The organism is Pseudomonas sp. CFBP 8758 (genome assembly GCF_014841725.1).
GTDB classification, from domain to species: domain Bacteria; phylum Pseudomonadota; class Gammaproteobacteria; order Pseudomonadales; family Pseudomonadaceae; genus Aquipseudomonas; species Aquipseudomonas baltica.
Genome location: NZ_JACYUK010000004.1, coordinates 378,011 through 404,203 on the forward strand (window position 1 = coordinate 378,011; position 26,193 = coordinate 404,203).

22 protein-coding genes are annotated in these 26,193 nt (G+C 63.8%); 14 read left to right on the forward strand and 8 right to left on the reverse strand.

Annotated elements, in window-relative coordinates:
- Positions 1-9: 9 nt before the first annotated feature.
- Positions 10-750: a pyrimidine utilization protein B gene (gene rutB, locus IFT75_RS11155; protein WP_192054816.1), complete on the reverse strand. Its 741-nt coding sequence runs from the start codon at positions 748-750 to the stop codon at positions 10-12.
- The gene (gene rutA / locus IFT75_RS11160; RefSeq protein ID WP_122475453.1) at positions 750-1,832 is read right to left on the reverse strand and encodes a pyrimidine utilization protein A; all 1,083 of its coding nucleotides are present in this window, start codon (positions 1,830-1,832) and stop codon (positions 750-752) included. The genes rutB and rutA overlap by 1 nt, the downstream gene beginning before the upstream one ends.
- A 280-nt stretch (positions 1,833-2,112) precedes the next feature.
- On the opposite strand from rutA, the gene rutR reads away from it, so the two are divergent.
- The 7 genes from rutR (at position 2,113) to IFT75_RS11195 (ending at position 9,439) form a co-directional block, all read left to right on the forward strand.
- Positions 2,113-2,835 (forward strand): HTH-type transcriptional regulator RutR, encoded by a 723-nt coding sequence (gene rutR / locus IFT75_RS11165; protein ID WP_192054818.1) that lies wholly within the window; start codon positions 2,113-2,115, stop codon positions 2,833-2,835.
- 212 nt (positions 2,836-3,047) lie between these two features.
- Complete coding sequence (locus IFT75_RS11170; RefSeq protein WP_185795164.1) at positions 3,048-4,139, forward strand: BMP family ABC transporter substrate-binding protein; 1,092 nt, start codon at positions 3,048-3,050, stop codon at positions 4,137-4,139.
- Positions 4,136-5,650, forward strand: coding sequence for an ABC transporter ATP-binding protein (locus IFT75_RS11175; protein ID WP_192054819.1), 1,515 nt, complete (start codon positions 4,136-4,138; stop codon positions 5,648-5,650). The genes IFT75_RS11170 and IFT75_RS11175 overlap by 4 nt, the downstream gene beginning before the upstream one ends.
- Entirely contained in the window at positions 5,643-6,755 is a 1,113-nt protein-coding gene (locus IFT75_RS11180) for an ABC transporter permease (protein ID WP_192054820.1), read from the forward strand. Before IFT75_RS11175 ends, IFT75_RS11180 begins: the two co-directional genes overlap by 8 nt.
- Positions 6,755-7,681 carry an ABC transporter permease gene (locus IFT75_RS11185; protein ID WP_192054821.1) on the forward strand — a complete coding sequence of 309 codons (927 nt, stop codon included), beginning with the start codon at positions 6,755-6,757 and terminating at the stop codon, positions 7,679-7,681. Before IFT75_RS11180 ends, IFT75_RS11185 begins: the two co-directional genes overlap by 1 nt.
- Positions 7,682-7,708: 27 nt before the next feature.
- Complete coding sequence (locus tag IFT75_RS11190; RefSeq protein ID WP_192054822.1) at positions 7,709-8,467, forward strand: SDR family NAD(P)-dependent oxidoreductase; 759 nt, start codon at positions 7,709-7,711, stop codon at positions 8,465-8,467.
- Positions 8,468-8,647: 180 nt separating this feature from the next.
- Positions 8,648-9,439, forward strand: a complete 792-nt coding sequence (locus IFT75_RS11195) for an outer membrane protein OmpK (protein ID WP_199864093.1) — start codon at positions 8,648-8,650, stop codon at positions 9,437-9,439.
- A gap of 29 nt (positions 9,440-9,468) precedes the next feature.
- Here IFT75_RS11195 and IFT75_RS11200 read toward each other — a convergent pair whose 3' ends face one another.
- Positions 9,469-10,359, reverse strand: a complete 891-nt coding sequence (locus IFT75_RS11200; protein ID WP_043192710.1) for a LysR family transcriptional regulator — start codon at positions 10,357-10,359, stop codon at positions 9,469-9,471.
- Between the two features lie 157 nt (positions 10,360-10,516).
- Here IFT75_RS11200 and IFT75_RS11205 point away from each other — a divergent pair, with 157 nt between their 5' ends.
- From IFT75_RS11205 to IFT75_RS11215, 3 genes are all read left to right on the forward strand, one after another.
- Entirely contained in the window at positions 10,517-11,599 is a 1,083-nt protein-coding gene (locus IFT75_RS11205) for a 4-oxalomesaconate tautomerase (protein ID WP_192054824.1), read from the forward strand.
- Between the two features lie 77 nt (positions 11,600-11,676).
- Positions 11,677-12,981: a CitMHS family transporter gene (locus tag IFT75_RS11210; RefSeq protein ID WP_192054825.1), complete on the forward strand. Its 1,305-nt coding sequence runs from the start codon at positions 11,677-11,679 to the stop codon at positions 12,979-12,981.
- A 42-nt stretch (positions 12,982-13,023) separates the two neighbouring features.
- Positions 13,024-14,280 (forward strand): OprD family porin, encoded by a 1,257-nt coding sequence (locus IFT75_RS11215; protein ID WP_192054826.1) that lies wholly within the window; start codon positions 13,024-13,026, stop codon positions 14,278-14,280.
- Positions 14,281-14,288: 8 nt separating this feature from the next.
- Here the strand turns inward: IFT75_RS11215 and hrpB are convergent, their stop codons facing one another.
- Positions 14,289-16,796 (reverse strand): ATP-dependent helicase HrpB, encoded by a 2,508-nt coding sequence (gene hrpB, locus IFT75_RS11220; RefSeq protein WP_192054827.1) that lies wholly within the window; start codon positions 16,794-16,796, stop codon positions 14,289-14,291.
- Between the two features lie 166 nt (positions 16,797-16,962).
- Between hrpB and IFT75_RS11225 the strand changes: the two genes are divergently transcribed.
- Positions 16,963-17,382: a polyribonucleotide nucleotidyltransferase gene (locus IFT75_RS11225; protein WP_185795154.1), complete on the forward strand. Its 420-nt coding sequence runs from the start codon at positions 16,963-16,965 to the stop codon at positions 17,380-17,382.
- Positions 17,383-17,391: 9 nt separating this feature from the next.
- The gene (locus IFT75_RS11230; RefSeq protein WP_122475480.1) at positions 17,392-18,261 is read left to right on the forward strand and encodes a cation diffusion facilitator family transporter; all 870 of its coding nucleotides are present in this window, start codon (positions 17,392-17,394) and stop codon (positions 18,259-18,261) included.
- A 259-nt stretch (positions 18,262-18,520) separates the two neighbouring features.
- On the opposite strand, the gene IFT75_RS11235 is transcribed toward IFT75_RS11230, so the two are convergent.
- The gene (locus IFT75_RS11235) at positions 18,521-19,552 is read right to left on the reverse strand and encodes a DUF6515 family protein (RefSeq protein WP_192054828.1); all 1,032 of its coding nucleotides are present in this window, start codon (positions 19,550-19,552) and stop codon (positions 18,521-18,523) included.
- Positions 19,553-20,023: 471 nt separating this feature from the next.
- Between IFT75_RS11235 and IFT75_RS11240 the strand changes: the two genes are divergently transcribed.
- Positions 20,024-20,500, forward strand: a complete 477-nt coding sequence (locus IFT75_RS11240; protein ID WP_122475484.1) for an Lrp/AsnC family transcriptional regulator — start codon at positions 20,024-20,026, stop codon at positions 20,498-20,500.
- A gap of 69 nt (positions 20,501-20,569) precedes the next feature.
- Here the strand turns inward: IFT75_RS11240 and IFT75_RS11245 are convergent, their stop codons facing one another.
- From IFT75_RS11245 to IFT75_RS11255, 3 genes are all read right to left on the reverse strand, one after another.
- Positions 20,570-21,136: a pseudouridine synthase gene (locus IFT75_RS11245; RefSeq protein WP_185795243.1), complete on the reverse strand. Its 567-nt coding sequence runs from the start codon at positions 21,134-21,136 to the stop codon at positions 20,570-20,572.
- Between the two features lie 118 nt (positions 21,137-21,254).
- Positions 21,255-22,724, reverse strand: a complete 1,470-nt coding sequence (gene amn / locus IFT75_RS11250) for an AMP nucleosidase (RefSeq protein ID WP_122715037.1) — start codon at positions 22,722-22,724, stop codon at positions 21,255-21,257.
- A gap of 81 nt (positions 22,725-22,805) precedes the next feature.
- On the reverse strand, positions 22,806-25,229 hold the full coding sequence (locus IFT75_RS11255) for a hybrid sensor histidine kinase/response regulator (protein ID WP_192054829.1): 2,424 nt from the start codon (positions 25,227-25,229) through the stop codon (positions 22,806-22,808).
- A 152-nt stretch (positions 25,230-25,381) separates the two neighbouring features.
- Here IFT75_RS11255 and IFT75_RS11260 point away from each other — a divergent pair, with 152 nt between their 5' ends.
- A complete protein-coding gene (locus tag IFT75_RS11260) occupies positions 25,382-26,179 on the forward strand; it encodes a hydroxymethylpyrimidine/phosphomethylpyrimidine kinase (protein ID WP_185795150.1) in 798 nt (265 codons plus the stop codon).
- The last annotated feature ends 14 nt before the right edge of the window (positions 26,180-26,193 follow it).

Sequence of the window (26,193 nt, forward strand, 5' to 3'; positions counted from 1 at the left end):
TGTGCGTCCTCAGGAGGGTTGCCCGACAGGGGCGAAGGTGGTGCAGAAGTCATCGACGCTGGAGACCCAGCCGAAGAAGGTTTCGATGTTGAACAACGCGGCTTGCTGAGCGAATGCGGGGCCCGCCTGATGAGTGGCATCGGCCAGCACCACGCCGAAGTACTCCAGATGGAAGCCGTCGCGCAGGGTCGACTCGACGCACACGTTGGTGGCAATGCCGGTGAACACCAGGTTGCGGATGCCGCGCGCGCGCAGCGTGCTGTCGAAGGTGGAGTTGAAGAAGCCGCTGTAGCGGGTCTTCGCAACCACGATGTCGCCCGGCTGGGGCTTGAGCTCGTCGACCAAGGCATAATCCCAACCGCCCTTGGCCAGCAGCTGGCCTTGCAGTTCGGGGCGCTTGCGCATGGTTTTCAGCGCATTGGACTTGTGCCAGTTGGGCGAGCCGGGCCCGCCGGCCTCGACGTAGGACGGGTCCCAGCCGTTCTGGAAGAAAATCACCGGGATGCCAGCGGCGCGGGCTGCCGAAATGGATCGCTGAATGGCGGCGATCACCGGCCCCGTGCTCGACACATCGAAGCCGGCCAGGTCCAGGTAGCCACCCAGCGTGGCGTAGGCGTTCTGCATGTCGACCACCACCAGCGCGGTTTCGCTGGCTTTCATGCGCAGCGCTTCGGGGCGGGCGGGCAGTTCACGGGCAGGGTGCGGGTCCAGCGGCAGGGACACGCCGGAAACGTTCACGGGCGTATTCATCACACGGCCTCCAGGGTGCGCAGCACATGGCGACGGCTGCTCATCAGCGGCTGTATCTTTTGCCCGAAGTCTTCGATGCCTTGCACGAAATCGTCGAACGTCAGCATCACGCCCTGGGTGCCCGGCACGCTGGCGACTTCGTCGAGCATGCGTGCCACATTGGCCCACGAGCCGACCAGGGTGCCCATGTTGATGTTGACCGCCGAGGTGGGGTCGGCCATCTGCCGCAGGTTGGAGCTGGCACTTTTGTCTGCCGAGCCCTTCTCGCCCAGCCAGGCAATGGCTTCCTGGTCGGCACCGGCCTTGATGTGCTCCCAGCGCGCGCGGGCCGCCTCGTCGCTGTCGGCGGCGATGATCATGAACAGCACGCAGGAGGTCACGTGGCGCCCGGTCTTCTTGTTGGCCTCGACCAGCGCCTGGGCGGTGGGGGCGAACGCGGTCGGGGTGTTGACGCCTTTGCCGAAGCAGAAGTTGTAGTCGGCGTATTGCGCCGAGAAGGCCATGCCCGCTTCGCTCTGGCCGGCGCAGATCAGCTTCATGTCGGCCTGCGGACGCGGGCTGACACGGCAGTCCTGCATGGTGAAATGTTCACCCTTGAAGTCGCTGCGCCCGGTACTCCAGAGGTCGCGCAGGACCTGCGCGTATTCGCCCAGGTACTGGTAGCGGGTACCGAAGAACTCGTCGCCGGGCCACAGGCCCATCTGCTCGTACTCCGGTTTCTGCCAGCCGGTGACCAGATTGACGCCGAAGCGGCCATTGGAAATCGAGTCGATGGTTGCCGCCATGCGTGCGGTGATGGCCGGCGGAATGGTCAAGGTGGCAACGGTGGCGAACAACTGGATCTTGCTGGTCACGGCGGCCAGGCCAGCCATCAGCGTGAACGACTCCATGTTGTGTTCCCAGAACTCGGTCTTGCCGCCGAAGCCGCGCAGTTTGATCATCGACAGCGCAAAGTCGAAGCCATAGTGCTCGGCCTTCTGCACGATCTGCTTGTTCAATTCGAAGGTGGGCAGGTACTGCGGCGCGTTTTCGGAAATCAGCCAGCCGTTGTTGCCAATAGGAGTGAAAACACCGATATCCATGTGGGTCCCTCTCTGAGTAATGAGCGTTACGCACCGGACAGGTTGCGCATGAAAGGGTACTTAGCAGGGATCGGGCCAGGTTTGATTAAGCTATGTTTTTCAGAAGCTTATGAATTAAACAGGCATATTGGTGGACCAATTGGTCCGAAGTAGAGCACTTGGTTTGTGCGCTTTTCCGGCTGCCGGTGCAAAACGATGCACGCCGCTGCCCTGCCTGTATCGTCGGCAGACATTCGCCCGTTATCATGGCCGCCTACATCCAGCTGCAGGTTCCAGTCGCGTGAAAGAACAGCCACCCGCCAACGAGCCCCGTGCCAAGCGCGCGCGCAACGTCAAGCCCAAGCCTGTGGTCAAGGCGACCCGAGAGCCCAGCGCAGCGGCACTCAAGCGCCGGCTGCAACTGATGGAAAGCAAGCGCACCGCCATACTGGGCGCCGCACTGGATGTGTTCTCGCGCTATGGCCTGCACGGCAGCAGTCTTGATCAGGTAGCCACCCGGGCCGACGTGTCCAAGACCAATCTGCTGTACTACTTTTCCAGCAAGGACGACCTTTACCTGAGCGTGCTCAGGCAGTTGCTGGAGGTCTGGCTGAGCCCCCTGCAGTACTTCACTGCCGACAAGAACCCGGTAGAGGCCATCGGTGCCTATATAAAAGCCAAGCTCGAACTGTCCCGGGATCACGCAGCGGAATCGCGCTTGTTCTGCATGGAGATCATGCAGGGCGCCCCGCTGATGCTCAGTGAACTGCAGCAGCCCTTGCGCGAAACCGTCGACACCAAGGTCGCGGTGATCGAGCACTGGATCGCGACGGGCCAACTGGCGCCGGTCAACCCGCACCACTTCATCTTTTCGCTGTGGGCAACCACCCAGCACTACGCCGACTTCCGCACCCAGGTGGAGGCAGTGACCGGCAAGACCTTGCACGATCCGGTGTTCTTCGAAGAGGTCCTGGTGGGGTTGCGCGGGTTGATACTCGATGGCGTGCGACCCCGAGCCAGCTGAGCGCCCCGTAATCGTGCCGGGCGCACAAACCAAGTGCTCTACTTCGGACCAACTGCTCTGAATTAAGCTGGATGAATAACTCAAGCAACTGTTAAACAAGCGTTTTTCTGATATGGCACGGATGCTGCTTTCGAGCTTCGGGCGGCCAAGGGCAGATTTCTGGCCCTGGCAGCGCCCTGCTGCCCCACGCTCATATTTCAGGAAGGCGCCTCATGCTCAAGACACTGCTGCCAGGAATGCTGCTCGCCGCTTCGGCCTACGGGACAGGGAGTGCGGCATACGCCGAGGGCCTGACCCTCAAGGGCCCGGCCAAGATCGCGATGGTCTACATCAGCCCACGCAACGACGGTGGCTGGACCCAGGCTTTCGACGAAGCTCGCCTCAAGCTGGAAAAAAGCCTGGATCAGAAAATCCAGTACGTCGAAAGCGTCCCTGAAAACGCTGCGGCCGTCACCCCCGTGGTCGACCGGCTGATCGCGCGCGGCGCCAACATCATCATCGGCACCGCATTCGGCTACTCCGACACCTTCCTGGCGCTGGCGAAGAAATACCCCGAGGTAGCCTTCCTCAATGGTTCGGGCACCACCAACGCCGCCAATCTCGAATCCTTCTACGGCCGCACCTACGAAAGCCAGTACCTGTGCGGCATGGCGGCTGGGGCAGCGTCGAAATCAGGCAAGCTGGGCTTCGTTGCTGCCAACCCCTTCGGCCAGGTCAACTGGACGATCAACGCGTACGAACTGGGCGCTCAGCAAATCAATCCCGCCGCCACGGTCACCGTCATCTACACCGGTGCGTGGAACGACCCGGTGAAGGAGCGCGCCGCGACCATGGCGCTGATCGACAACGGCATCGACGTGATCGGCCAGCATGTCGACAGCCCTACTCCGCAGATCGTGGCACAAGAGCGCGGTATTCATGGCACCGGTCATCATCGGGATCTGAGCGAGTTCGCGCCCAAAGCCACGGTGTGCTCGTCGATGTGGGTGTGGGATCGCTTCCTTACGCCTGAAATCAAGAAAATCATGGCGGGCAATTGGGTACCCGAGGCCAACGGCGCGTTGCTGTCGATGCAGCAGGGCGGCACCGATATCAGCCTGACCAAGGACGCCGCGATCAGCCCCGAGAATCGGGCGAAGATCGAAGCCGCCCGGGCAGAACTGCTGGCGGGCACGAAAACCCTCTACAAAGGCCCCATGGCCGACCGCGATGGCCAGCAGCGGCTTGCTCCCGACCAGGTCATGAGCGATCCGGACCTGTGGAAAATGGACTGGTTCGTCGAAGGCGTGAAGACGCAGAAATGAGCCAGGCCAACGCGCTACAACTCACCGGTATCAGCAAATCGTTCGACGGTTTCAAGGCGCTCAGCGAAGCCGACTTCAGCGCACGCTGGGGCGAGGTGCATGCCCTGCTCGGCGAGAACGGCGCCGGCAAGTCGTCCCTGATGAACATTGCCGCAGGCCTGTACGCACCGGAAACCGGCAGCGTACTGATCGACGATAACAGCGTGCGGCTCAACAGCCCTAAGGATGCCAGCCGGCACCGCATCGGCATGGTTCACCAGCACTTCAAACTGGTGCGCCCCTTCACCGTGGCGCAGAACATCCTGCTGGCCCTGCCCGAGCAACCGGGTGAAGGCAGCTATCGCAAGCGGCTTGCAGCGCTGGAACAGACCATTGCCAGCAAGGCCGAGGAACTGGGCTTCGTCCTCGATCCGCGCCAGGTGGTAGAGACCCTGTCGGTGGCCGAGCAGCAGCGCGTGGAAATCCTCAAGGTGCTGCTGGCCGGGGCGCGCATCCTGATTCTCGATGAGCCGACCGCCGTGCTTACCGACCAGGAAGCCGAGCGCTTGTTGAGCACCGTGCAGTCCTTTGCCCGCCAGGGCGCCGCCGTGGTGCTGGTCACGCACAAAATGGCCGATGTCAAACGCTATGCCGACCGGGTCACGGTCATGCGCGGCGGCCGCACGATAAAGACCCTGGACCCGCAGGGCGTCAGCATCGAAGAACTGGTGCGCCTGACGGTGGGCGAGTCGGCGCCCCACGGCGCGGTGTTGCCGGCAACGCCTGGCGAGCCGTTGCTGCGGGTCAGGAACCTCACCAGCGTGGCCGGCACCGGCGCGCTGCGGGGTGTCGACATGACGCTCTGCGCCGGGCAGATCTACGGCATTGCCGGCGTCGGTGGCAACGGCCAGGGCGAGTTGGCCAATGCCCTGATGGGCCTTGAACAGCCCACCGAAGGGGATATCCATCTGCAGCCCTTCGGCGACCTGCGCAACGCCAGCGCGGCACAGCGTCGGGCCCTGCGTATCGCTGCCATCCCTGCCGATCGATACGGCGCCGCGCTGGCCGGCTCGCTTTCGGTAGCGGAAAACTTCGCCATCGGCCAATTGCACGATGGGCGCTACGGCTCCTTCCTGCGCTTGCGCGGCCAACGCCTGCTGGAGGATGCCGCCCAGGCCGTGGCCGATTTCGATGTGCAGGGTGTGCGCTCGCTGCAGCAGAAAGCGGCGCTGCTCTCGGGCGGCAACGCCCAGAAGCTGGTGATCGCACGCGAGTTCAGCCGTGATCCGCGGCTGATCCTGGTGCATAGCCCCAGCCGTGGCCTGGACGTGCGCGCGAGCCAGGCGGTGCATGCACGCCTGCGCGCCGCGCGTGACGCCGGGGCCGCCGTGCTGGTGATCAGCGAAGACCTTGACGAGGTCATGGCCTTGGCCGATCGCATCGGTGTGATGAATGGCGGCCGCATCGTCGCCGAATTCGACTGCCCGGCAGACCGCCAGGCCATTGGCAAAGCGATGGTAAGCCATGACTGAACTCTCCCAACCGCTGGCCAAGGCGCCACGCCAACCCCTGCTCGGCAGACGCTACACCCTGGAGCTGCGCCAGCAGATGGGCTGGAGCGGCCAAGCCCTGGTGATCGGCCTCGCGGTGATCGTCGGCCTGGCCTTGAGCACAGCCATTCTGGTGGCAGCGGGCGTGCCGGCCGATCAGCTGCTGGAAGAGTTCGTCGGGCAGACGCTGCTCGACGCCGGCAACTTCAAGGCCGTGCTGTTCCAGGCGGCGCCGATGATCCTGGTCGGCATGGCTGGCTGCCTGGCATTCCGCGCCAGGTTCTGGAACCTGGGCCTGGAAGGCCAGATGATCTGGGGTGGCATTGGCGCGGCGGCCGTCTCGATCTTCCAGATCGGCCCCGAAGCATTGCGCCTGCCGTTGATGATGGCTTCCGCCATCGCCTGCGCGATGCTCTGGACCCTGGCTCCGGTTCTGCTGAAGTTGCGCCTGAAGGTCAACGAAGTGATTTCGACCCTGATGCTCAACTACATCGCCGCCAACTTTCTGCTGCACCTGCTCTACGGCAGCTGGAAAGACCCGCGGGACAACTTCCCCTACTCACCGGCCTTCCAGCCGTTCGAACGCCTGCCGGACCTGTTCGCCGGCTACAACGTGGCGATCGTCATCGCCCTGGTCATCATGGCCCTGGCCGTGTGGTTCATCAGCGTATCGCGCGCCGGACTGTACCTGCGCTTCGTCGATGCCAACCCCAAGGTTGCCAGCGCGGTCGGCGTCCCCGTGCGGCGAATGATCCTCAGCACCGTGTTGCTCTCCGGCGCTCTGGCCGGGGTGGCAGGCTTCATCGTCAGCGCAGGCCAGGAAGGTCGGTTGACCCAGTCGTTCTATCAGGGCTATGGCTTCTCCGGAATCCTCATCGCGTTTCTGGCCCGCAACAACCCGTTCGCGGCCGCCGTGGTCGCGCTCCTGGTGGCAATGCTGTTCGTCGCCGGGCGCAACCTGCAGGTGTTCTACCAGGTGCCCTTTTCGATGGTGCAGCTGATTCAGGCCATCCTGGTGATCTGCGTGGCCTCGTCGGACTTCTTCATACGCCACCGTTTGCGGCGCATCCAGGCAGGAGAACAGTGATGGATCTGGTGACTTACTGGCTGGGCAGCGTTCCGGAATTTGCCGTGCCCTTCGCCCTCGCGGCGCTGGGCTTGATCATCATCGAGCGCGCCGGCGTGCTGGCCCTGGGTGCCGAAGGCATGATGCTGGTCGGCGCCCTGGCAGGCATCGGCATGCAGTTGACGCTCGGCCTGCCGGGGCTGTCGATGCTCGCCGCCATGCTTGCCGCCAGTGCGGTCTCGCTGCTGTTCGCGCTGATGGTGCTGGTGCTGCGCATCAACCAAGTGATCGCCGGCCTGGCCCTGGTGTTTTTCTGTCAGGGCCTGACCGGGCTGCTCGGCACCCTGCTGGGCTGGACCAATCGCCCGGTCAGCGGTTTGCAGGCCGTGGAGCTCTGGCCATTGAGCGAGCTACCGGTGGTCGGCGGTCTGTTCAAGCAGAACCCGATGGTGTTCCTCACCGTGCTGATCTTTGTTGCGGTGGTCTGGTTTCTGAATCGAACGCGCACGGGGCTGAAGCTGCGGGCCGTTGGCGAAAACCCCCAGGCTGCCGATGCCGCGGGCCTGCCAGTGCTGCGCTATCGACTGGCCGCGATTCTGGCCGGCAGTGCGCTGATGGGGTTGGCCGGTGGGTTCATCGCCGTGCTCAGTACCAAGATGTGGATCGCCGACATGACCGGCGGCCGTGGCTGGATCGCCATTGCGCTGGTGATCTTCGCCCGCTGGTCGCCCTGGCGCGCCTTCGCCGGTGCCCTGCTGTTCGGCAGCATCGAGGCATTGATTCCGCAACTGGCCGCCGCCGGGGTGCAACTGCCGCAATATTTCATGCTGATGACGCCCTATGCCGTGACCCTGGCGGTCATGGTCTGGGTTGCCGCCAGCAAGCGTGCGGGCGCCAGCCAGCCCGGCGCGCTGGGTGAGCCCTATGTTCGCGAAGAGCGACGTTGACCGATTTTCACCTGTCGAGGTTTCAACATGAGCGGTACTGTTTTCATCACCGGCGCAACGTCCGGTTTCGGCCGGGCAACGGCCCGTCGTTTTGCCCGGGCGGGTTGGTCGCTGATTCTCGCCGGGCGGCGCCTGGAGCGCTTGCATGCCCTGCAGGACGAACTGGGTGCGCGCGTGCCGGTGCATGTCGCCGCCATGGATGTGCGCGATGCCGCGGCCGTCGCCGCCGTGGTCACCGGCTTGCCCGAGGCTTTCCAGGGCGTGACGGCGCTGATCAACAATGCCGGCCTGGCCCTGGCACCCGTGCCGGCGCAGCAGGCCAGCCTCGACGACTGGCACACCATGATCGACACCAACGTCACCGGCCTGGTCAATGTCACCCATGCGGTCCTGCCGGCGCTGTTGGAAACCGGCGCCGGCGCCAGCATCATCAACATTGGCTCGATCGCCGGTGCATGCCCCTATCCCGGCAGTCACGTGTATGGCGCGAGCAAGGCGTTCGTCAAACAGTTTTCCTATAACCTGCGCTGCGATTTGCTGAGCACGGGCGTACGCGTCACCGACGTGGCCCCCGGTATCGCCGAAACCGAGTTCACCCTGGTGCGCACCCAGGGCGACGAGAAGGCTGCAGGCCAGGTGTATCAAGGCACGACCCCACTGACGGCAGACGATATCGCCGAGCAGATTTTCCACGTCGCCACACTGCCCGCCCACATCAATATCAACCGCTTGGAAATGGTCCCCGTGCGCCAGGCCTGGGGACCGTTCGCGATTGACCGCGATTGAACAAGAAGCGTCGTACAACCGGTTTCGGTTTTCAAGACGCCATTGCGCTACACCCCTGCGCGTTGTGCAGGTTCAGCTATCGAACTGCGTGGTCTGCCCACCAATACGGCGCCCGGTCCTGGACATGCGTCCAACCAATACCGGTGCGCTCTGAATAAAACATTGATTGATGGGTAAAACATGAAAAACGCTTGGGGAGCATCACTGTGCATGTTGGGTCTGCTGGGAGCAGGCAGCGTTCATGCGCAAGGACCACTGTTGTGGCATGGCGAAAGTGTGTCGTATTTGTATGGCAAGAATTACAACGTCGATCCGGCCATCCAGCAAACCATTACACTGGAACATGCCAGCGCATGGACGTGGGGCGATCTGTTCGCCTTCGTCGACAACAGCTGGTACAACGGCGCCCGGTCCGGCAACGGCAATTACAGTTTGTATGGCGAGTTCAGCCCGCGCTTCAGCGCCGGCAAGCTGCTGGGGCAGGACCTGTCGTTCGGGCCGGTGAAAGACATACTGCTGGCCACCACCTACGAGTTCGGCGATGACGACGTAGACGCTTACCTGATAGGTCCGGGCTTCGATCTGGCCATTCCCGGCTTCGACTATTTCCAGTTGAACTTCTACTACCGCAAACCCGATGGCAACCGCGTCCCGTCAGGCGCCTGGCAGATCACTCCGGCCTGGTCCTACACCCTGCCGCTGGGCAACTCGAACCTGTTGATCGACGGTTTCATCGACTGGGTGGTGAACAACAAGAGCGGCCATGGCAATGGCCAGGCGGATTACCACGCCAACCTGCACTTCAACCCGCAGATCAAGTATGACTTGGGTAAAAGCCTGGGCTATGAAGCTAAGCACTTGTACGTCGGCGTCGAATATGACTATTGGTCCGACAAGTACGGCATCAAGGATGACGGCTCTTTCACTACCGACCAAGACACCGCGAGTTTGTTGGTGAAGTACCAGTTCTAGCTCTGTCGGGGCTGCCCATGCCGAGGTGTTTATTGCGGCCACTGCTCCAGCAAGATCGCGACGAACTTCTCGGCGGCGGGCGACAGCGAGCTGCCCCGTCGCGTGACCAGGCCCAGGGTTCGGTCCACGACCGGTTCGATCAGCGGTACGCTCACCAGGGTGGGATGCTCCCCGGCCGGCATGGCCAGGCTGGGCATCACTGAAATACCCAAGCCGGCCTCCACCAAGCCCAGCGACGTGGACAGATGCTGCACCTCGTAGAACCATTTCAAGCGCCAGGGCAAGCCTGCCAGGGCGTTGTCGAGCAGCATGCGATTGCCGCTCAGCCTGCCGACCCCGATCAGTTGATGGCCCGCCAGTTCGGTCCACTTCACCGACTTGCGGCTCGCCAGCTCATGATCGCGCCGGCAAGCCAGCACGAACGGCTCCTTGACCAGGGCATGGAACTCGATGTCCGGATGCTGGCCGCTCATCATGTTGATACCGAAATCCGCCTCGCCACGCAGAACGGCCTCCAGCCCCTCGTTGGCACTGAGGTCCAGAAGCCTGATGCGAATCTGCGGGTATTGCTGGTTGTAGATACGAATGACCGAAGGCAGGAAATAGAACGCCGCCGTGGGAATGCACGCCAACGTCACCTGCCCTACCTGCCGCTCGGCCAACTCCTTGATGTTGAGAATGGAGTCTTCGAAATCGTCGAGCAGGCGCCGTGCCTTGGGCAGGAAGTCGCGCCCGACGCTGGTCAGGCTGACTCGGCGAGTGGTCCGGTCGAGCAGTGATGTGCCCAGACCTTCTTCAAGCTTCTTGATACGCCGGGTCAGTGCCGGCTGAGAAATGTGCAGCTGATCCGCCGCCTCGTGAAAGCTGCCCACTTCGGCGATTTTCACGAATGATCGAATGTCGACCAGCTCATATTGCATGAATTTCGCTCTCCCCTGCCGGAACGCTCCAGCCGCTTGTTTATTTCGTTTGATGGAATAATCGCTACGATCTTTGCATTGGATCTAGCAATTCAAGCTGTGTAAATCTTCACTCCAATACATCAATGACGTCCATTGATTACCAGAGTCGTGACTTATGCAACTGATTCCTTGCGTACTGATGCGTGGCGGGACCTCCAAAGGGCCAGTGTTTCTGGCGTCCGATTTACCGGTCAGATCCGAAGAGCGCGACGAGATGCTGCTGGACGCGATGGGCTCGGGGCATGAGCTCGAGATTGATGGCATTGGCGGCGGCAGCCCGCAGACCAGCAAGGTGGCCATCGTGTCGCGCTCCGATCACCCGGACGCAGACGTGGACTACCTGTTCGTCCAGGTGATGGTTTCGCAACGACGCGTGGACACCGCGCCCAACTGCGGCAACATGCTCTGCGCAGTCGGCCCGTTCGCCATCGACCAAGGCCTGGTCCAGGCGCAGTCGGGCGTGACCCAGGTACGCATTCGCAACCTCAATACCGGTACGTTCGTCTGCGCCGATGTGTGCACGCCCGACGGCAAGGTCACCTACGAAGGCGATACCGCGATCGACGGTGTACCCGGTACGGCCGCCCCGGTGGGGCTGACCTTTCTCGATGCCGCCGGCAGCAAGACCGGCAAGCTGTTTCCCACCGGTGCCACGGTGGACTGGCTGGGCGACGTGCCCGTCACCTGCATCGACATGGCCATGCCGATGATGCTGGTCGAAGCGGCTCAGTTGGGCAAGACCGGCAGCGAAAGCCCGGCAGAACTCGACGCCGACAAAGACTTCCTGCACAAACTGGAAACCCTTCGCCTGCGCGCCGGCCAACTGATGGGGCTGGGTGACGTCACCGACAAAGTCATTCCCAAGCCTGTTCTGGTTGCCCCGGCCAAGGCCGGCGGTACGCTGCAGGTGCGCTACTTCATGCCGCACAATTGCCACACGGCGCTGGCCATCACCGGTTCGATCGGCTTGGCGACCGCCTGTGTCACCGACGGCACGGTGCTGGAACGCATGCTCGGCCAGCGCCATGAGAAGCGTCTGACCACTGTGAAGCTCGAACACCCCAGTGGCGCCATCGAAGTCGGCCTGTCCTACGTCGGGCACAATGCCAGCATCGTCCGGGCGTCGGTGGTCAGAACCGCGCGCAGGCTGTTCTCAGGCAGTGTCCATGTTCCCAATGCTCACCGGCTGGCCGGTTGAGGCAGTACCCGCTTCATCCTGATCGACCTGCTTCTGCATCAGCGCAACTCCTCAAATAACTACAAGAGATAACTCATATGCTGGCGCTGTTAGGCTTAGCCATGGTGGTCGTGTTCACCTACCTGATCATGTCCAAACGCTTGTCGCCCATCGTTGCACTGACCGTGGTGCCGATCGTGTTCGCCGTCATTGGCGGGTTCGGCGGATCCACCGGCAAGATGATCCTCGATGGCCTGAAAGTGGTCGCGCCGTCTGCCGCGCTGCTGTTGTTCGCCATCCTGTTCTTCGGCCTGATGATCGACTCCGGCCTGTTCGACCCGCTGATTCGCAAGATTCTCAAGAAGGTCAATGGCGACCCGGTGAAGATCGCCATCGGTACCGCGTTGTTGTCGCTGACCGTTGCGCTGGATGGCGACGGCACCACCACCTACATGATCACCTGCGCGGCCATGTTGCCCCTGTACAAGCGCATCGGCATGAACCCGATGGTCCTGGCCACCGTGGCGATGCTGGCGCTGGGCATCATGAGCGGCATGTCGCCCTGGGGTGGCCCTGCCACCCGAGCCATCGCCGTGCTAGGCATCGACGCGAGCGAGTATTTCATTCCGTTGCTGCCGACCATGGCCGGGGGCGCCGCCTGGGTGGTGTTCACGGCGTACCTGCTCGGCAGGGCCGAGCGCAAGCGCATCGGCAGCGTGCAGCTGCAAAGCGGCGGCGGTGAGTGCTATATCGAGGCGATCCTTGGCGATCAACCGTACAAGCGGCCCAAGCTGGTCTGGATCAACCTGTTGCTGGTGATCGGCGTCATGGTGGCGCTGGTCATGGGCCTGGCGCACTCGGCGGTGCTGTTCCTGATCGGCTTCGTGCTGGCACTGATGATCAACTACCCGCAACTCGACATCCAGAAAGAACGCATCCTCGCCCACTCCGGCAACGCCATGACGGTGGTGCTGCTGGTCTTCGCGGCGGGCGTATTCGCGGGCATCTTCAGCGGCACCAAGATGGTCGACGCCCTGGCACAGTCGCTGGTCGACATGATTCCGCCGTCCTGGGGTCACCTGTTTCCGCTGGTGGTTGCGGTCACCAGCATGCCGTTGACCTTCGTGCTGTCCAACGACGCCTACTATTTCGGCGTAGTGCCCATCCTGGCCAACGCTGCGGCCGCCTATGGCATCTCCCCCGTGGAAATCGCCCGAGCTTCCATCCTTGGCCAACCGGTGCACCTGATGAGCCCGCTGGTGGCGTCGACGTTATTGCTGGTCGGCATGGTCGACCGCGACATCGGCGACTTTCAGAAGGCGACCGTCAAATGGGCGGTGCTGACCTCCCTGGTAGTGACCGCCCTGGCACTGCTGACAGGTGCAATCACCTTGTTCGCGTGAACCTGATCCCCCGCTATTCATAACAAGAAGAGAGTCCATCTGATGCGTACAACCCTGATCGGCGGGTTCGCCTTGCCGTGCCTGAGCGTATTGCTCCAAGGCTCGGCCCTGGCCCAAGGTTTTATCGAAGACAGCACCTTGAAACTGCAACTTCGCAACGTGTACTTCAACGAAAACTTTCGCGATGAAAACGGCCTGAGCGCACGCGCCGCCGCCACTGCCAAAAGCGAGCGAACCGAATGGGCGCAGGGCGTGCTGCTGGACTTCCAATCCGGCTATACCCCAGGCACCGTCGGCGTGGGCTTCGATGCCCTGGGCCTGCTGGGCGTCAAGCTCGACTCCGGTCGCGGCCGCAGCGGCACAGGGCTGCTGCCCGTGCACAGCGATGGCCGCGCCGCCGACGAGTCGACCAGCCTTGGCCTCACCGCCAAGGCCCGCGTCGCGCAAACCGTGGTCAAGCATGGCACCCTGCTGCCCAAGACCCCGGTACTGGTCTACAACGATGCACGCCTGGTGCCGCAGACCTATCAAGGCACTCAACTCGTCAGCAAGGACTTCGAGGGCTGGCTGCTCACCGCCGGCCAACTCGATCAGTTCAAGCTGCGTGACTCCACCGACAGCCGTTCGATCATCCCCGACGGCTATTCCGGCAGAGAAGGTGGCGACTTCACCTATGCCGGCGCCGACTACACGGTGAACAAGCAGCTGCGACTCAGCTACTTTCGCGGCCAGCTCGATGACTTCTACAGCCAGGACTTCTTCGGCCTGCTGCACACCCTGCCGCTGGGCCCCGGCACATTGACCAGCGACCTGCGGTATTTCCTCAGCCGGGACGAAGGCAACCACTATTCCGGACAGATCGACAACGGCATGTTCAGCGGTCAGCTGAGCTTCGCGGTGGCAGGCCACACCGTTGCCGCCGGCTACCAGCAGCTGCACGGCGACGGCGGCTTGCCCTACATCAACGGCGCTACCGTGTACTCGTTCAGCAACGTCGGCATCGGCAAATTCATCGAAGAAGATGAAAAGACCTGGCTCGCCAGTTACGGCTACGACTTCAAGCAGCTTGGGATGCCCGGCCTGAGCTTCATGACCCGCTACATCAGCGGCTCGGACGGCAAGTCGGGCCCTGCCGGCGTGAACGAGTGGGAGCGCGACATCGAACTGGCCTACGTGGTACCGACCGGCACCTTGAAGGGCCTGGGGGTGAAGCTGCGCAACTACGTCTATCGCTCCGACACCGCGCGCGGGCGCGACAGCAATCGGCTGTATCTGACGTATGACATTGCGCTGTGGTAGGTGAGGTTTTACTTGCGGGGTTTGATGCGGGCCGTGGGTTCGGCCACCAGGGGGTTATCCGGCCAATAATGCTTTGGATACCGCCCCTTCAAATCCTTCTTCACTTCCTCGTAGGTGTTGGCCCAGAAACTCGCAAGGTCCTGGGTCACCTGCACCGGTCGCCGCGCCGGTGACAGCAGATGCAACTTCACCGCCTGTCGTCCACCGGCGATGCGCGGGGTTTCAGCCAGGCCGAACAGCTCCTGCAAACGCACCGCCAGAATCGGCGGTTGCTCGCTGTAGTCCAGGCGCACCGACGACCCCGATGGCACGGCGATGTGGGTTGGCGCCAGCTCGTCGAGTTTCTGTGGCAGCGGCCAGGGCAAGCTGTTGCGCAGGATGGAGGACAGGTCGAGCTGGCCGAAGTGGCTGAGGCGTGTGACCTTGCCCAGGTAGGGCAGCAGCCAGTTTTCCAGCTGCTGCAACAACGCCGCGTCGCTGACGTCCGGCCAAGGGTTCTGGGTATCGAACGCACGCAGCAGCGCGACCCGCGCCTGCCATTGGCGCAGTTCCGGGGTCCAGGGCAGCAGCTCCATGCCCTTGCGCCGCACCAGCCCGAGCAGCGCGGTGGCGCGGGCGTCGGCGCCCAACCCTGGCAGCGGTTCGCGGCTGAGGATCAGTTCACCGACCTTGCGCTGGCGTTCGGCGCGCAACACACCTTCACGTTCGTCCCATTCCAGGTGATCGACGCGACTGACCTGTTCGGCCAGCACCGTATCGAACAACCCGGGATCGAACTCGGCAGCCAGGTAGATGCGTTCCTCACGCTGCCCTTGACGACTGCCCAGGTCGGCGATGACGAGCCAGGCCTGTTTCATCAAGCCGTCCACCTCGCCGAACAAGGCAGCGCGGCCGTTGGCAAGGCGGTACTCGGCGCCGCCTTCGCGACGCTGCTGCGCCACGCGATCCGGGTAGGCCAGGGCCAGCAGGCAGCCCAGCCAGCGCGGGTGCGCAGAGTCCTCGACCGGCGTCGCCGGCCTGCCACGCAAGTAGCCCCGATACTGCCGGGACAACTGCCGTATGCGTTGCACGGCTCCGTGGCTCTGGCGCTGGGCCTTCTGCTCGCCGGACAGCAACACGAGGCGGCTGTGCAGGTCGGCACCGGCACCGCGCAAAATGTCGCGTTCACCTAACAATGCTGCGACATCGCAGGCCATGTCGCCGAGGCCCAAGGCATGGCCGCGCAACAACAGATGAGCGATGCGCGGGTGCGCCGGCAGCTGCGCCATGGCTTGGCCATGAGGGCTGAGACGGCCGTCGGGCAGGCGTGCGCCGAGGCGCAGCAACAGGTCCTGCGCCTGCGCATACGCCGCGCTGGGCGGCTCGTCCAGCCAGGTCAATTGAGCCGGCTCGACACCCCAGCGTGACAGTTGCAGGGCCAGGCTGGCGAGGTCTGCCTGGAGGATTTCCGGGCTGCCGTAGGCCGCCAACTGGGCGTGCTGGTCTTCGGACCACAACCGATAACACACGCCCGGCTCCAGGCGCCCTGCTCGTCCGGCCCGCTGGGTGGCACTGGCGCGGGAGATGCGCTGGGTATCCAGGCGGGTCATGCCGCTGCCGGGGTCGAAACGCGGCACCCTCGCCAGGCCGGCGTCGATGACTACGCGCACGCCATCGATGGTCAGGCTGGTTTCGGCAATGTTGGTCGCCAGCACGACCTTGCGCTTGCCGGCGGGCGCAGGGTCGATGGCGGCGCGCTGGGCATTGAGATCCAGCTCGCCATGCAGCGGGCACAGCAGCACATTTACATGGCCTGCCAGGGCTTCGGCCAACTGCTGATGCACGCGGCGGATCTCGGCCTGCCCCGGCAGGAACACCAGCAGGCTGCCAGCCTGTTCATCGAGGGCATCGAGGCAGGTCTGGACCACTCTTGGCTCGATGAACTCACCCGGCTGCCACGGCCGCCCCCAGCGCACGTCCACCGGGTACATGCGGCCCTCGCTGCGCAACACCGGGGCATCGTCGAGCAATGCCGACAGGCGCTCGCCTTCCAGGGTGGCGGACATCAGCAGGATCTTCAGCGGCGGCTCGTCGCGCAGCAGCTCCCGGCCGTTGAGGCTCAAGGCCAGCGCGAGGTCGGCATCCAGACTGCGTTCGTGGTACTCGTCGAAGATCACCAGCCCCACCCCGTCCAGGGCCGGATCATCCTGCAGGCGCCGGGTAAGAATACCCTCGGTCACGACCTCGATACGGGTGTTCGGACCTACCTTGCTGTCCAACCGAATGCGGTAGCCGACCGTCTCGCCAACCCGCTCGCCCAACTCACTGGCCAGCCGCTCCGCCGCCGCCCGCGCGGCCAGGCGCCGCGGTTCGAGCATGAGAATGGTCTGCCCGGCCAGCCAAGGCTCGTGCAACAGTGCCAAAGGCACGCGAGTGGTCTTGCCCGCGCCGGGCGGGGCTTCGAGCACCGCTTCATGGCGCTTGGCCAGGGCTTGGCGCAGGGCAGGCAGGACGGCGTCGATGGGTAGCGAGATCATGAGGGCTCCAGGTCGGGCGCGAAGTATAACGCCGGTCCGACGTGCAGGCGCCGCGCACGTATGGATAGCACGCCAAGGTCAGCGAACTGACCCTCAGGTAACAAGGTCCATCTACTCGGCTTGACCATTTGCTTGTATCGTTGCGGCCTATTTTGCGGAGATTGCCATGCGTATTCCTTCACGTTTGATCGGCGGCGCCGTTGTCGCTGCCCTGGTGACCCAACTGACCGCCTGCGGCACCCTGTTCTGGCCGGATCGGCGCGGGCAGATCGAAGGGCGTATCGACCCTGTGGTGGCCGCGCTGGACGCCATCGGCATCCTCTTCTATGTGCTGCCTGGGCTGATTGCCTTCGGTGTGGACTTCGCCACCGGCGCGATCTACCTCAACGACGGCAAGACCGCGCAGGTAGCGCCGGAAAAGCTGCAACATGCGATTGGTCGCGACGGCAAGGTCGACAACCTGAAGCTGCAGGCCATCCTGGAAACCGAGCTGGGCCGCAGTCTGCCGCTCGACGATCCGCGCCTGATCCAGCACACCGGCAGCGTCGAACAGCTGGCCATGTATGGCTTGAAGCCGGTCATCTAGGGATTTGTAATGGCAACCAGTAAGGAACACGCACGCCTGCTGCGACTGGCGACAAGGGCGTCACTGGCGGTCGCCAGCATTCTCATCGTGGCCAAGGCCGTTGCCTGGTGGCTCAGTGGTTCGGTGAGTCTGCTGGCGGGGCTCACCGATTCGGTGCTGGATGGCGCGGCGTCGTTTCTCAACCTGCTGGCGGTGCACTATGCGCTGCGTCCGGCCGATGACGATCATCGGTATGGACACGGCAAGGCCGAGGCTCTGGCGGGGATGGCCCAGGCGTTGTTCATCGGTTCTAGCGCGGTGTTGATCGGGTACCAGGCATGGAAACAGCTGCAGGACCCGCAGCCGCTGGGCGCGGCCGGGGTGGGCATCGCGGTGATGATTCTTTCGCTGGCGCTGACCGTGGCGCTGCTGGCCCTGCAATACAAGGTCGTTCGCGAAACCGGTTCGACCGCCGTGCGGGCGGACTCGCTGCACTACCGTTCCGACCTGCTGCTCAATGGCAGCATTTTGGTAGCGCTGGTCCTGGCCAGCTACGGTTGGCCGCAGCTGGATGCTTTCTTTGGCCTGGGCATTGCGCTGTACATCTTGTGGAGCGCGGTGCAGATCGCTCGCGAAAGCACGGCGATTCTGATGGACAAGGAGTTGCCAGTGGATGTCAGTGAGCAGATGCTGGCCCTGGCGTGCGATGTGCCGGGCGTGCTTGGCGCCCATGACCTGCGCACGCGCATGTCGGGCAATCATTGGTTCGTGCAGTTGCATCTCGAGTTGCCGGGGCAGCTGTCGCTGGCCGAGGCCCATGGCATCTGCGAGAGCGTGGAAGTTGCCATTGAAAGCCGGTATCCACGTGCCGAAGTGCTGGTTCACGCAGACCCCATTTGAGAGAAGCGCGGTCAGCCTGCAAAACCGCAGTGTCCCCGGACGCGGCTTGCGCCGCTGCTACAGGGGATCTCGGCACCACATAAACCCATGCCGCGTGCCGACAGAACGCGATGCCTGTAGCAGCGGCGCAAGCCGCGTCGGCGGCGAATGCGGTATGTCAGGCAAAAGCGGTCCCCGTAGCAGCGGCGCGAGCCGCGTCGGCGGTGGATGCGATGTGTCAGCCAGAACGCGGTGCCCCATTGCAGCGCTGCAAGGCCGATCAATTCACCGTGTACCCACGTGACGCGAAGCAATTGGCCAGGCTCTGCCGGTACACGCTGACCACTTCCGGCGACGGCGCATAGGTAGCACTGGCTGGGTCGAAGCGGCTCTGTTCGACAGCCCAGCGCTTGCACTCGTATTGATCCTGGGCGATCTGCTGCGGACTCTGACCCTGGGCCGGATAGGCTGCGACGTCATAGTTGGTCAAAGTCGGGGCTGGCTGCGGGATACTGGCATTCACCGGCGGATTCACCACCACGTATTCCTGGGTATTGTCGGCCCATTGATAGTAAGTGCCGGCCGCCACGAAGAACACGGAACTGCCGATCCACATGCGCTGGGCGTAGTCGGGCAGCACACGCACCCGAACGCCGCGAGGTGGCTCAATCACCACGTACCGCGGGCCCTGGGGCCGATACCAGTACCCACCGGAGTAGTAATAATCCTGCCCCCGATACGGCACGCGATAATTCTGGCCGGGGAAGCGATCAATCACCTGCCCCGGACGATACTGCGGGCCAGGCCCCCAACCACCGCCGTGGCCGCCGGGCCAACGGTCTCGACCGCCCTCCCAGCGCCTGTCGTTGTCGCGCCGCAGGTCTGGATAACTGCCGCGCAGCGGCGCCTGGGTCTGGCGCACTGCGTCGGGCTTGCCGATGATCGGCGGCCGATTGTCCTGCTGGCCACCTTCGGGACGACCCTGATCCGGGCGACCCTGTTCTGGACGACCCTGCTCCGGCTGGTTGCCTTGCCACTGGTTCTGGCTGCCGCCGCCTGGCCGACCTTGCCACTGGCCCTGATTGCCTTGCGGCGGTCGCCCCTGCCACTGACCCTGATTGCCACCTTGCTGTGGGCGGTACTGCCCACCGCCTTGCGGCTGCCCAGGCCCGGCATTACCCCCTCCCTGCCCACGCTGGCCACCATTGGAACTGCCGCGCAACTGGTCTTGCGGGCCTTCCGCATACGCAGGCGCGCCCACAGCCAGGCAGAGCACAGCGACACCGGCCATACGCCATAGGGGCAAGTTCATGCTGTTCCTCGTAGAAAAGGGGGTGACCCAGTATCAGACTGACAAACCCGAACGCGGTTCTGTGAAGATCCCGTCAGGTGCCTGCAAAGGATATCGGCACGTACCGCGCGTTCATGACCGCACGCCAGGCACCGGTCGCATACATTTCGCAGACGAAAAAAGAGGAGACCCATAGGCCTCCTCTCGCGAAACTGTGTCCTTGCTCGACGCTTGTGACGTCGGCTCACCTCACGCTGCCTTCTGGGCCGCATGCAGCCCGGGGGCCAGCGCGACCCCGGTGGGGGCGGTGGCCGCAATTCGCTTGATTCAGCGCATCGCAGTGGACATGTGTCCGGGCAGTGATTCTGTGGATAACAATAGCGCCACGGGCGCAGCAGCCGATTGCGAACATTGCTGATTTACACAGCACTTGCGCAATTTTTGCCTTCGGATAGATAATTTGCCGCAACGCAAAACACGAAGGCAGATTTGATGAGCAAGCTTGATCGCTATGACCTGAGCATTCTGGCGGAACTGCAGCGTGACGCGCGCATTTCCAACCAGGAACTGGCCGAACGCATCGGTCTCTCGCCCTCGCCCTGCTCACGGCGCGTCAAGCAGCTCGAAGACGACGGCTACATTTCCCGTCAGGTCGCCCTGCTGGACCGCAAGAAGCTGGGGTTGAGCCTGACGGCCTACGTGCTGATCGGCATGGACCGGCACACGCCGGAACGCTTCGAAACCTTCGAAGCGGCGATTCGCGGACTGCCTCAGGTACTCGAATGCAGCCTGGTGACCGGAATGGATGCCGACTACCAGCTCAAGGTGGTGGTGCCGGACATGGACCACTACCAAAAGCTGCTGCTGGGCCACCTGACGCGGATCGAGGGCGTCACCAGCGTGCGTTCCAGCTTCGTTCTCAACCAGGTCATGGCCAGCACTGAACTGCCGTTGACCCATCTGCGCTGAGCTTCAGGCCTGAGTCAGACTTGAAGCTCCTTCGCGGGTAGAACCCGCTCCCACAGGGGTGCAGGCTGGCTAAAGACTGGCCGGCACCTCGCGCCACTCGCCCTGCCCCAGGCCCTCGAGGCTCCAGTCGCCGATGCGCACCCGCACCAGGCGCAAGGTCGGCAGGCCCACTGCCGCCGTCATGCGCCGCACCTGACGGTTGCGCCCCTCTTTGATCACCAGCTCCAGCCAATGGGTCGGTATGCTCTTGCGAAAGCGCACAGGCGGATCGCGCGGCCACAGGTCCGGCTCGTCCAGCAGCCGCGCTTGCGCCGGCAGAGTCATGCCATCGTTGAGCTCGACCCCGGTGCGCAGACGCTGCAACTGCTCTTCGTCGGGTACGCCTTCCACCTGCACCCAATAGGTCTTGGCCAGCTTGTGCTTCGGGTCGGCAATGCGCGCCTGCAACTGGCCGTCGTTGGTCAGCAACAGCAGCCCCTCGCTGTCACGGTCCAGGCGACCGGCCGGATAGACCCCGGCAATGTCGATGAAATCCTTCAGCGTCGCCCGCCCTTCACCGTCGCTGAACTGGGTCAGCACATCGAACGGTTTGTTGAACAGCAGCAGCCGCGGTTGGGCCGGCGGGGCTTTGGCCACACGGCGGCCGCTGGTGGGTGGACGTTTGTTGGAGCGAGGAGGAAGAGGCATGACGAAGCGGCTTTCGGGCTGGCAAGGGCGCTCATGCTAGAGGCCCTTGCCAGCCACGGCAAACCTGTCAGCGGAACGGCGGCTCGTCGAAGCTGCGCAGCTTGCGCGAGTGCAGCGAGTTGAGCTGGTTGCGCAGCAGGTTCAAGGCCGTGATGCCGATGTTGAGATGCTGGCTGACCGCGCGGTTGTAGAACGCGTTGGCCGAGCCCGGCAGCTTGATCTCACTGTGCAACGGCTTGTCCGACACGCACAGCAGAGTGCCGTACGGCACCCGCAGGCGATAACCCTGGGCGGCAATGGTGCCGCTCTCCATGTCCACCGCAACGGCGCGCGACAGGTTGATCAGCGGTCGCTCCTGGGCCCAGCGCAGTTCCCAGTTGCGGTCATCGTAGGTCAGCACGGTGCCGGTGCGCAGGCGCTTCTTGAGGTCGTCGCCACGCTCGCCGGTGACCTGCGCCGCCGCTTCCTGCAATGCCAGCTGCACTTCGGCCAGGGCCGGAATGGGAATGTTCGGTGGCAGGACCCGATCGAGAATACCGTCCTGGCGCATGTAGGCGTGGGCCAGCACATAGTCGCCGATGGTCTGCGACTGTCGCAGGCCACCGCAGTGGCCGATCATCAGCCAGCAATGCGGACGCAGCACGGCCAGGTGGTCGGTGATGTTCTTGGCGTTCGAAGGGCCGACGCCGATGTTCACCAGGGTCACGCCGTCGCCGTCCTCGGCAATCAGGTGATACGCCGGCATCTGATAGCGGTGCCATACCACGCTGGCCACCAGCGCCTGGGCCTCACCGTTGTCCATGCTCTTTTCGATGATCACATTGCCGGGCATCACCAGGCGCACGAAGCGCGGGTCGTTGCGCAGTTGTTCCAGGCCGTGGGTGACGAACTGGTCGACGTAGCGATGGTAGTTGGTCAGCAGGATCCACGGCTGCACGTGCTTCCAGTCGCTGCCGGTGTAGTGGATCAGGCGACGCAGGGAGAAATCCACCCGCGCGGCGTCGAACAGCGCCAACGGCAGCGGATCGGCAGTGGCCCAGTCGTACAGGCCGTCGGCGATGCCGTCGGTGGCGGCAGACAGGTCGGTACTGGGGAACACCCGCGCCAGGGCGGCCGCGGTCACACCGCTGCCGGCCAGCTCGTCGCCCTGGTCGACGACATAGGGATAGGGAATGTTCTGCTCGCTGACGCCGACTTCGATGGTGACCGCGAAGTCGCGCATCAGCGGCCGCAACTGGTCCAGCAGATAACCGCGGAAGGCGGCCGGCTGGGTCACGGTCACCGAGTATACGCCAGGCAGGTTGACCTTGGCGTAGGCTCGGGTGATGGCAGGCAGTTCGCCGCCGTAGGCGTAGGTCAGGCGCAGTTCAGGGTAGCGAAACAGATCGCGCTCGGCCGCATCCGGCTCGCTGCGATCCTTGAGGTAGCGCTTGAGCGCCTGGCTCAAGGCGCGAGTGGCCCGTTCGTGCAGTTCTGCCAACCGATCCACGGCTTGTTCGGCAGTTTCCACAACTACGAAGTCTGGAGCATTACTCATGGGGCATGTCCTGGCTGATCTGGCAGGCTTGCATCTTGCCTGCAATGCCGACGAAAGGCACCCCCGGTGCGACGGCCTTGGTTACGCCGGGGCAGCGCCGGGGGGCGCATCTGCAATCGGTGGCGACACCGGCTTGGGATGGCTGAGGATGCAGCCGTGCAGAACCGCCTGAAGCTCTTCGAAGCGCACCGGGCGCGCCAGGCAGATCGACACCCCGGCAGCCAGGCACGCCTCGCGCCGAGCCTGGCCGGGTTCGGTGATCGCCAGCACCGGCAATCGCTCGCACCCCGGCACGCTGCGCAGTTCGCGGGTGGTGTGCAGAGCGCTCTCTGCGGGCAGGCTGTGCTCGATGAGCACGGCATCGAAACGCTCGCGAGCCAGCAGGGCCAGCGCACCGGCGCCGTCCTCGGCGGTGCGCACGCGGTAGCCGAGCTTGAGCAGCATGGCCCGCACCACCAACTGGTCGACGCTGTTGGCGTCCACCAGCAATACGGTGCATTCATGGGCGGCGCGCTGGGTGCCAAAGGCACCGGCGCTGGTGCTCAAGGCACGGCCCGGATGCGCTTCGACAACACCCAGGCGCACGCTCAGTTCGAAACAGCTGCCGCGTCCGGGCTCGGACTGATGATGAAGCTGCCCGCCTACCAGTTCGGCCAGCTGCCGACAGATCGCCAGGCCTATACCCAATCCGCCGTACTCGCGGGTCACCGAGCCATCGAGCTGGTAGAAGCGTTGGTAGAGGGTCTCTTCGTCGCGATGGCTGAAACCGATGCCGCTGTCGCTGACCGTGAAGTTTATCTGCAGGTGATCACTTGCTGGCTCGCCGCCACTGACGCGCACATTGACACTGCCTTCGCGGGTGAACTTGATGCCGTTGTCGATCAGGCAGCCCAGGCACAGGGCAAGCTTCTGCGAATCGCCCTGCAAGCGGTCGGGTAGACCGGCTACGCGCTCCACGGTGAACGCCAGTCCCTTGCTCTGGGCCTGGCGGCTGAATTGCATCTGCATGCTGTCCAGCAGCGCCTGCAGGCTGAACGGTTCGTTGCGCGGATAGAGCCGTCCGGCCTGCAGCTCGGTGAGGATCAGGATGTCGTCGACCATGCGCATCATGTGCCGCGCCGAACCTGCCGCGGTGTGCTGGTACTGCGCCAGCTCCGGCCCCATGGGCACGGTCTGCATCAGTTCCAGCGAGCCGATCACGCCATTCATCGGGGTGCGCAGCTCATGGGTGACGGTGGCGAGAAATTCGTCCTTGAGCCGGTTGCTGGCCGCCAGTTCCTGGTTCGCCTGCTCAAGCTTCAGCCCGGCTTCCTTCAAGGTCTGCGCCTGCTGGTCGCGCAGCACATTGATCCGGTCGGCGAGGGCCAGCGACAGCAGGCCGACTTCCAGCGCCGAACCGATTTGGCTGGCGTACATGGTGATGAACACATTGGGCAGATAGCCCAGCACCATCAGGGTATTGACGATGCCGCCCAGCAGGAACGCGCTCCAGGCAATGATGAAGTAACGCGCCAGGCGCATGCCACGCAGCCAGGCGAGGATGCCGGCGGAGAAGATCACCACGGTGAAACACAGCGCCAGCAACGTGGCCAGGCGCAATGCCAGGGCGTAGCTGGTCGACAGCGACAGCACCATGACTACGGCGCCGTAGACCATCAGGCCGAGCAGTAGTCGGTCCATCCAGCGGCTGTGCCGCGCCGTCTGCAGGAAGCTGCGCGAGAACTGGCAACCGAAGAAGCCGGCCGCGCCAATGAAGAACGGCGTGGCCGCGTTGGCCCACCATGGGTTGTCGGGCCAGAAATACTCGACCCCGGCACCGTTCACTGACACCTGATACAGGCCGAACGACGCGATATAGACAATGTAGTACAGGTAGCTGCGATCACGCACGCTGAGGAAGATGAACAGGTTGTACACCAGCATGCCCAGCAGCACGCCGTAGATCAGCCCGAGCACGTACAGCCTTGAAGGTTGGGCCTCGAGGTACGCGTTGGCCGACCACAGGCTGACCGGCGCCTGCACCGAGCCCTGGCTGTGCAGGCGCAGATACACGGTCTTCGCTTCGCCTGGCTGGAATGGCAGTTCGAACAAGTAGTTGTTCTGCTTGATCTGGCGGCTGGCATACGGCAAGGCATCGCCGGTTCGCTGCACCGAGCGGTACTGCCCGGCGGCATCGGGCAAGAACAGTTCCAGGTGGTCCATGGGCGGATAGGCCAGTTCCAGCAGCCAGCTGTGCGGCGATCCGTCGGCGCGCGGTACATAGCGCAGATCGATGCGCAGCCAATACACGGATCGCGAGTAGCCGGCATTGAGCACGTCGCTGTGGTGCTGACGAAAAGCGGGGGCCAGGCCGGTGGTGATCTGCTCGATGGTGGCGGCGCCCGACACATCCTCGTAGACCTGCATCGTGCGCCCCAGCGCGAGGCTGCGGGTGGTCTCGTCGAAGTCGACCGCACCTGCCAGCATGGGCAGCCAGGCCATTATCAAGATAAGCAAATAGCGCATGGTGCCTTCGGGAGTGTTGCAGCGTAGTGTCAATATGATACATAGCCCCCCTGAAAAGCGCGAACGCCGGTCGCCAACGCAGACCGTCAGACACGCGCACCGCCGCTTGCGGCCCTGCTACAACGGCGTGCGCCGTGATAAGCTCGCGCACCATGAATATCTATAGTTCCCGCCCCGTTGTCCTCTGTCTCTCCGGCCACGACCCCAGTGGCGGCGCCGGCCTGCAGGCAGATATCGAAGCCTTGCTCGCGCAGGGCTGCCATGCCGCGCCGACGATCACGGCGCTGACCGTGCAGAACACGGTCAATGTCAGCGATTTCCGCGTGCTCGACCGCGAGTGGATCCTGGCCCAGGCCAATGCCGTGCTCAGCGACTCGCCGGTGGCGGCGGTCAAGCTGGGCATGCTCGGTTCGGTGGACATGGTCGCAACCGTGGTCGAGCTGTTGTCCGCCCACCCCCATCTGCCGATGGTCTGTGACCCGGTATTGCGTGCCGGTGGTGGCGGTAGCCTGGGCAAGGACGAGGTCGGCTACGCGATGCGCGAACAGCTGCTGCCGCTGGCGACCATCGCGACGCCGAACCTGCCCGAAGCGCGCATTCTCGCCGACCTGCCCGACGGCAGCGCCGATGAATGCGCACAGAAGCTGCTGCGGTTCTGCAAGCACCTGTTGATCACCGGCGGCCATGGCGACGAGCACGAAGTGCACAACCGTCTGTACAGCCGCGACGGCAGTCGCCGCACGTTTACCTGCCAGCGCCTGCCTGGCAGCTACCATGGCTCCGGCTGCACTCTGGCCAGCGCCCTGGCCGGCCGCCTGGCGTTGGGTGAAGGCCTGGAAAGCGCGGTGCAGTCGGCGCTCGACTACACCTGGCGCACCCTGCGCGACGCCGAGCAGTTGGGCCACGGGCAATTCGTGCCGCGCCGCCTGCCCCTGGATTTCTGCTCTTGAGCCGAACCCCTGCC

What these genes read in the sequence shown, in the direction of transcription:
- IFT75_RS11255 (WP_192054829.1), bottom strand. Translation starts at nt 25,229, where the DNA reads ATGCGCTATTTGCTTATCTTGATAATGGCCTGGCTGCCCATGCTGGCA.
- IFT75_RS11215 (WP_192054826.1), top strand. Translation starts at nt 13,024, where the DNA reads ATGCGTACAACCCTGATCGGCGGGTTCGCCTTGCCGTGCCTGAGCGTA.
- IFT75_RS11195 (WP_199864093.1), top strand. Translation starts at nt 8,648, where the DNA reads ATGAAAAACGCTTGGGGAGCATCACTGTGCATGTTGGGTCTGCTGGGA.
- hrpB (WP_192054827.1), bottom strand. Translation starts at nt 16,796, where the DNA reads ATGATCTCGCTACCCATCGACGCCGTCCTGCCTGCCCTGCGCCAAGCC.
- IFT75_RS11205 (WP_192054824.1), top strand. Translation starts at nt 10,517, where the DNA reads ATGCAACTGATTCCTTGCGTACTGATGCGTGGCGGGACCTCCAAAGGG.
- IFT75_RS11180 (WP_192054820.1), top strand. Translation starts at nt 5,643, where the DNA reads ATGACTGAACTCTCCCAACCGCTGGCCAAGGCGCCACGCCAACCCCTG.
- IFT75_RS11175 (WP_192054819.1), top strand. Translation starts at nt 4,136, where the DNA reads ATGAGCCAGGCCAACGCGCTACAACTCACCGGTATCAGCAAATCGTTC.
- IFT75_RS11240 (WP_122475484.1), top strand. Translation starts at nt 20,024, where the DNA reads ATGAGCAAGCTTGATCGCTATGACCTGAGCATTCTGGCGGAACTGCAG.
- rutB (WP_192054816.1), bottom strand. Translation starts at nt 750, where the DNA reads ATGAATACGCCCGTGAACGTTTCCGGCGTGTCCCTGCCGCTGGACCCG.
- IFT75_RS11190 (WP_192054822.1), top strand. Translation starts at nt 7,709, where the DNA reads ATGAGCGGTACTGTTTTCATCACCGGCGCAACGTCCGGTTTCGGCCGG.
- IFT75_RS11260 (WP_185795150.1), top strand. Translation starts at nt 25,382, where the DNA reads ATGAATATCTATAGTTCCCGCCCCGTTGTCCTCTGTCTCTCCGGCCAC.
- rutA (WP_122475453.1), bottom strand. Translation starts at nt 1,832, where the DNA reads ATGGATATCGGTGTTTTCACTCCTATTGGCAACAACGGCTGGCTGATT.
- IFT75_RS11230 (WP_122475480.1), top strand. Translation starts at nt 17,392, where the DNA reads ATGGCAACCAGTAAGGAACACGCACGCCTGCTGCGACTGGCGACAAGG.
- IFT75_RS11210 (WP_192054825.1), top strand. Translation starts at nt 11,677, where the DNA reads ATGCTGGCGCTGTTAGGCTTAGCCATGGTGGTCGTGTTCACCTACCTG.
- IFT75_RS11200 (WP_043192710.1), bottom strand. Translation starts at nt 10,359, where the DNA reads ATGCAATATGAGCTGGTCGACATTCGATCATTCGTGAAAATCGCCGAA.
- IFT75_RS11170 (WP_185795164.1), top strand. Translation starts at nt 3,048, where the DNA reads ATGCTCAAGACACTGCTGCCAGGAATGCTGCTCGCCGCTTCGGCCTAC.
- IFT75_RS11225 (WP_185795154.1), top strand. Translation starts at nt 16,963, where the DNA reads ATGCGTATTCCTTCACGTTTGATCGGCGGCGCCGTTGTCGCTGCCCTG.
- amn (WP_122715037.1), bottom strand. Translation starts at nt 22,724, where the DNA reads ATGAGTAATGCTCCAGACTTCGTAGTTGTGGAAACTGCCGAACAAGCC.
- IFT75_RS11235 (WP_192054828.1), bottom strand. Translation starts at nt 19,552, where the DNA reads ATGAACTTGCCCCTATGGCGTATGGCCGGTGTCGCTGTGCTCTGCCTG.
- IFT75_RS11185 (WP_192054821.1), top strand. Translation starts at nt 6,755, where the DNA reads ATGGATCTGGTGACTTACTGGCTGGGCAGCGTTCCGGAATTTGCCGTG.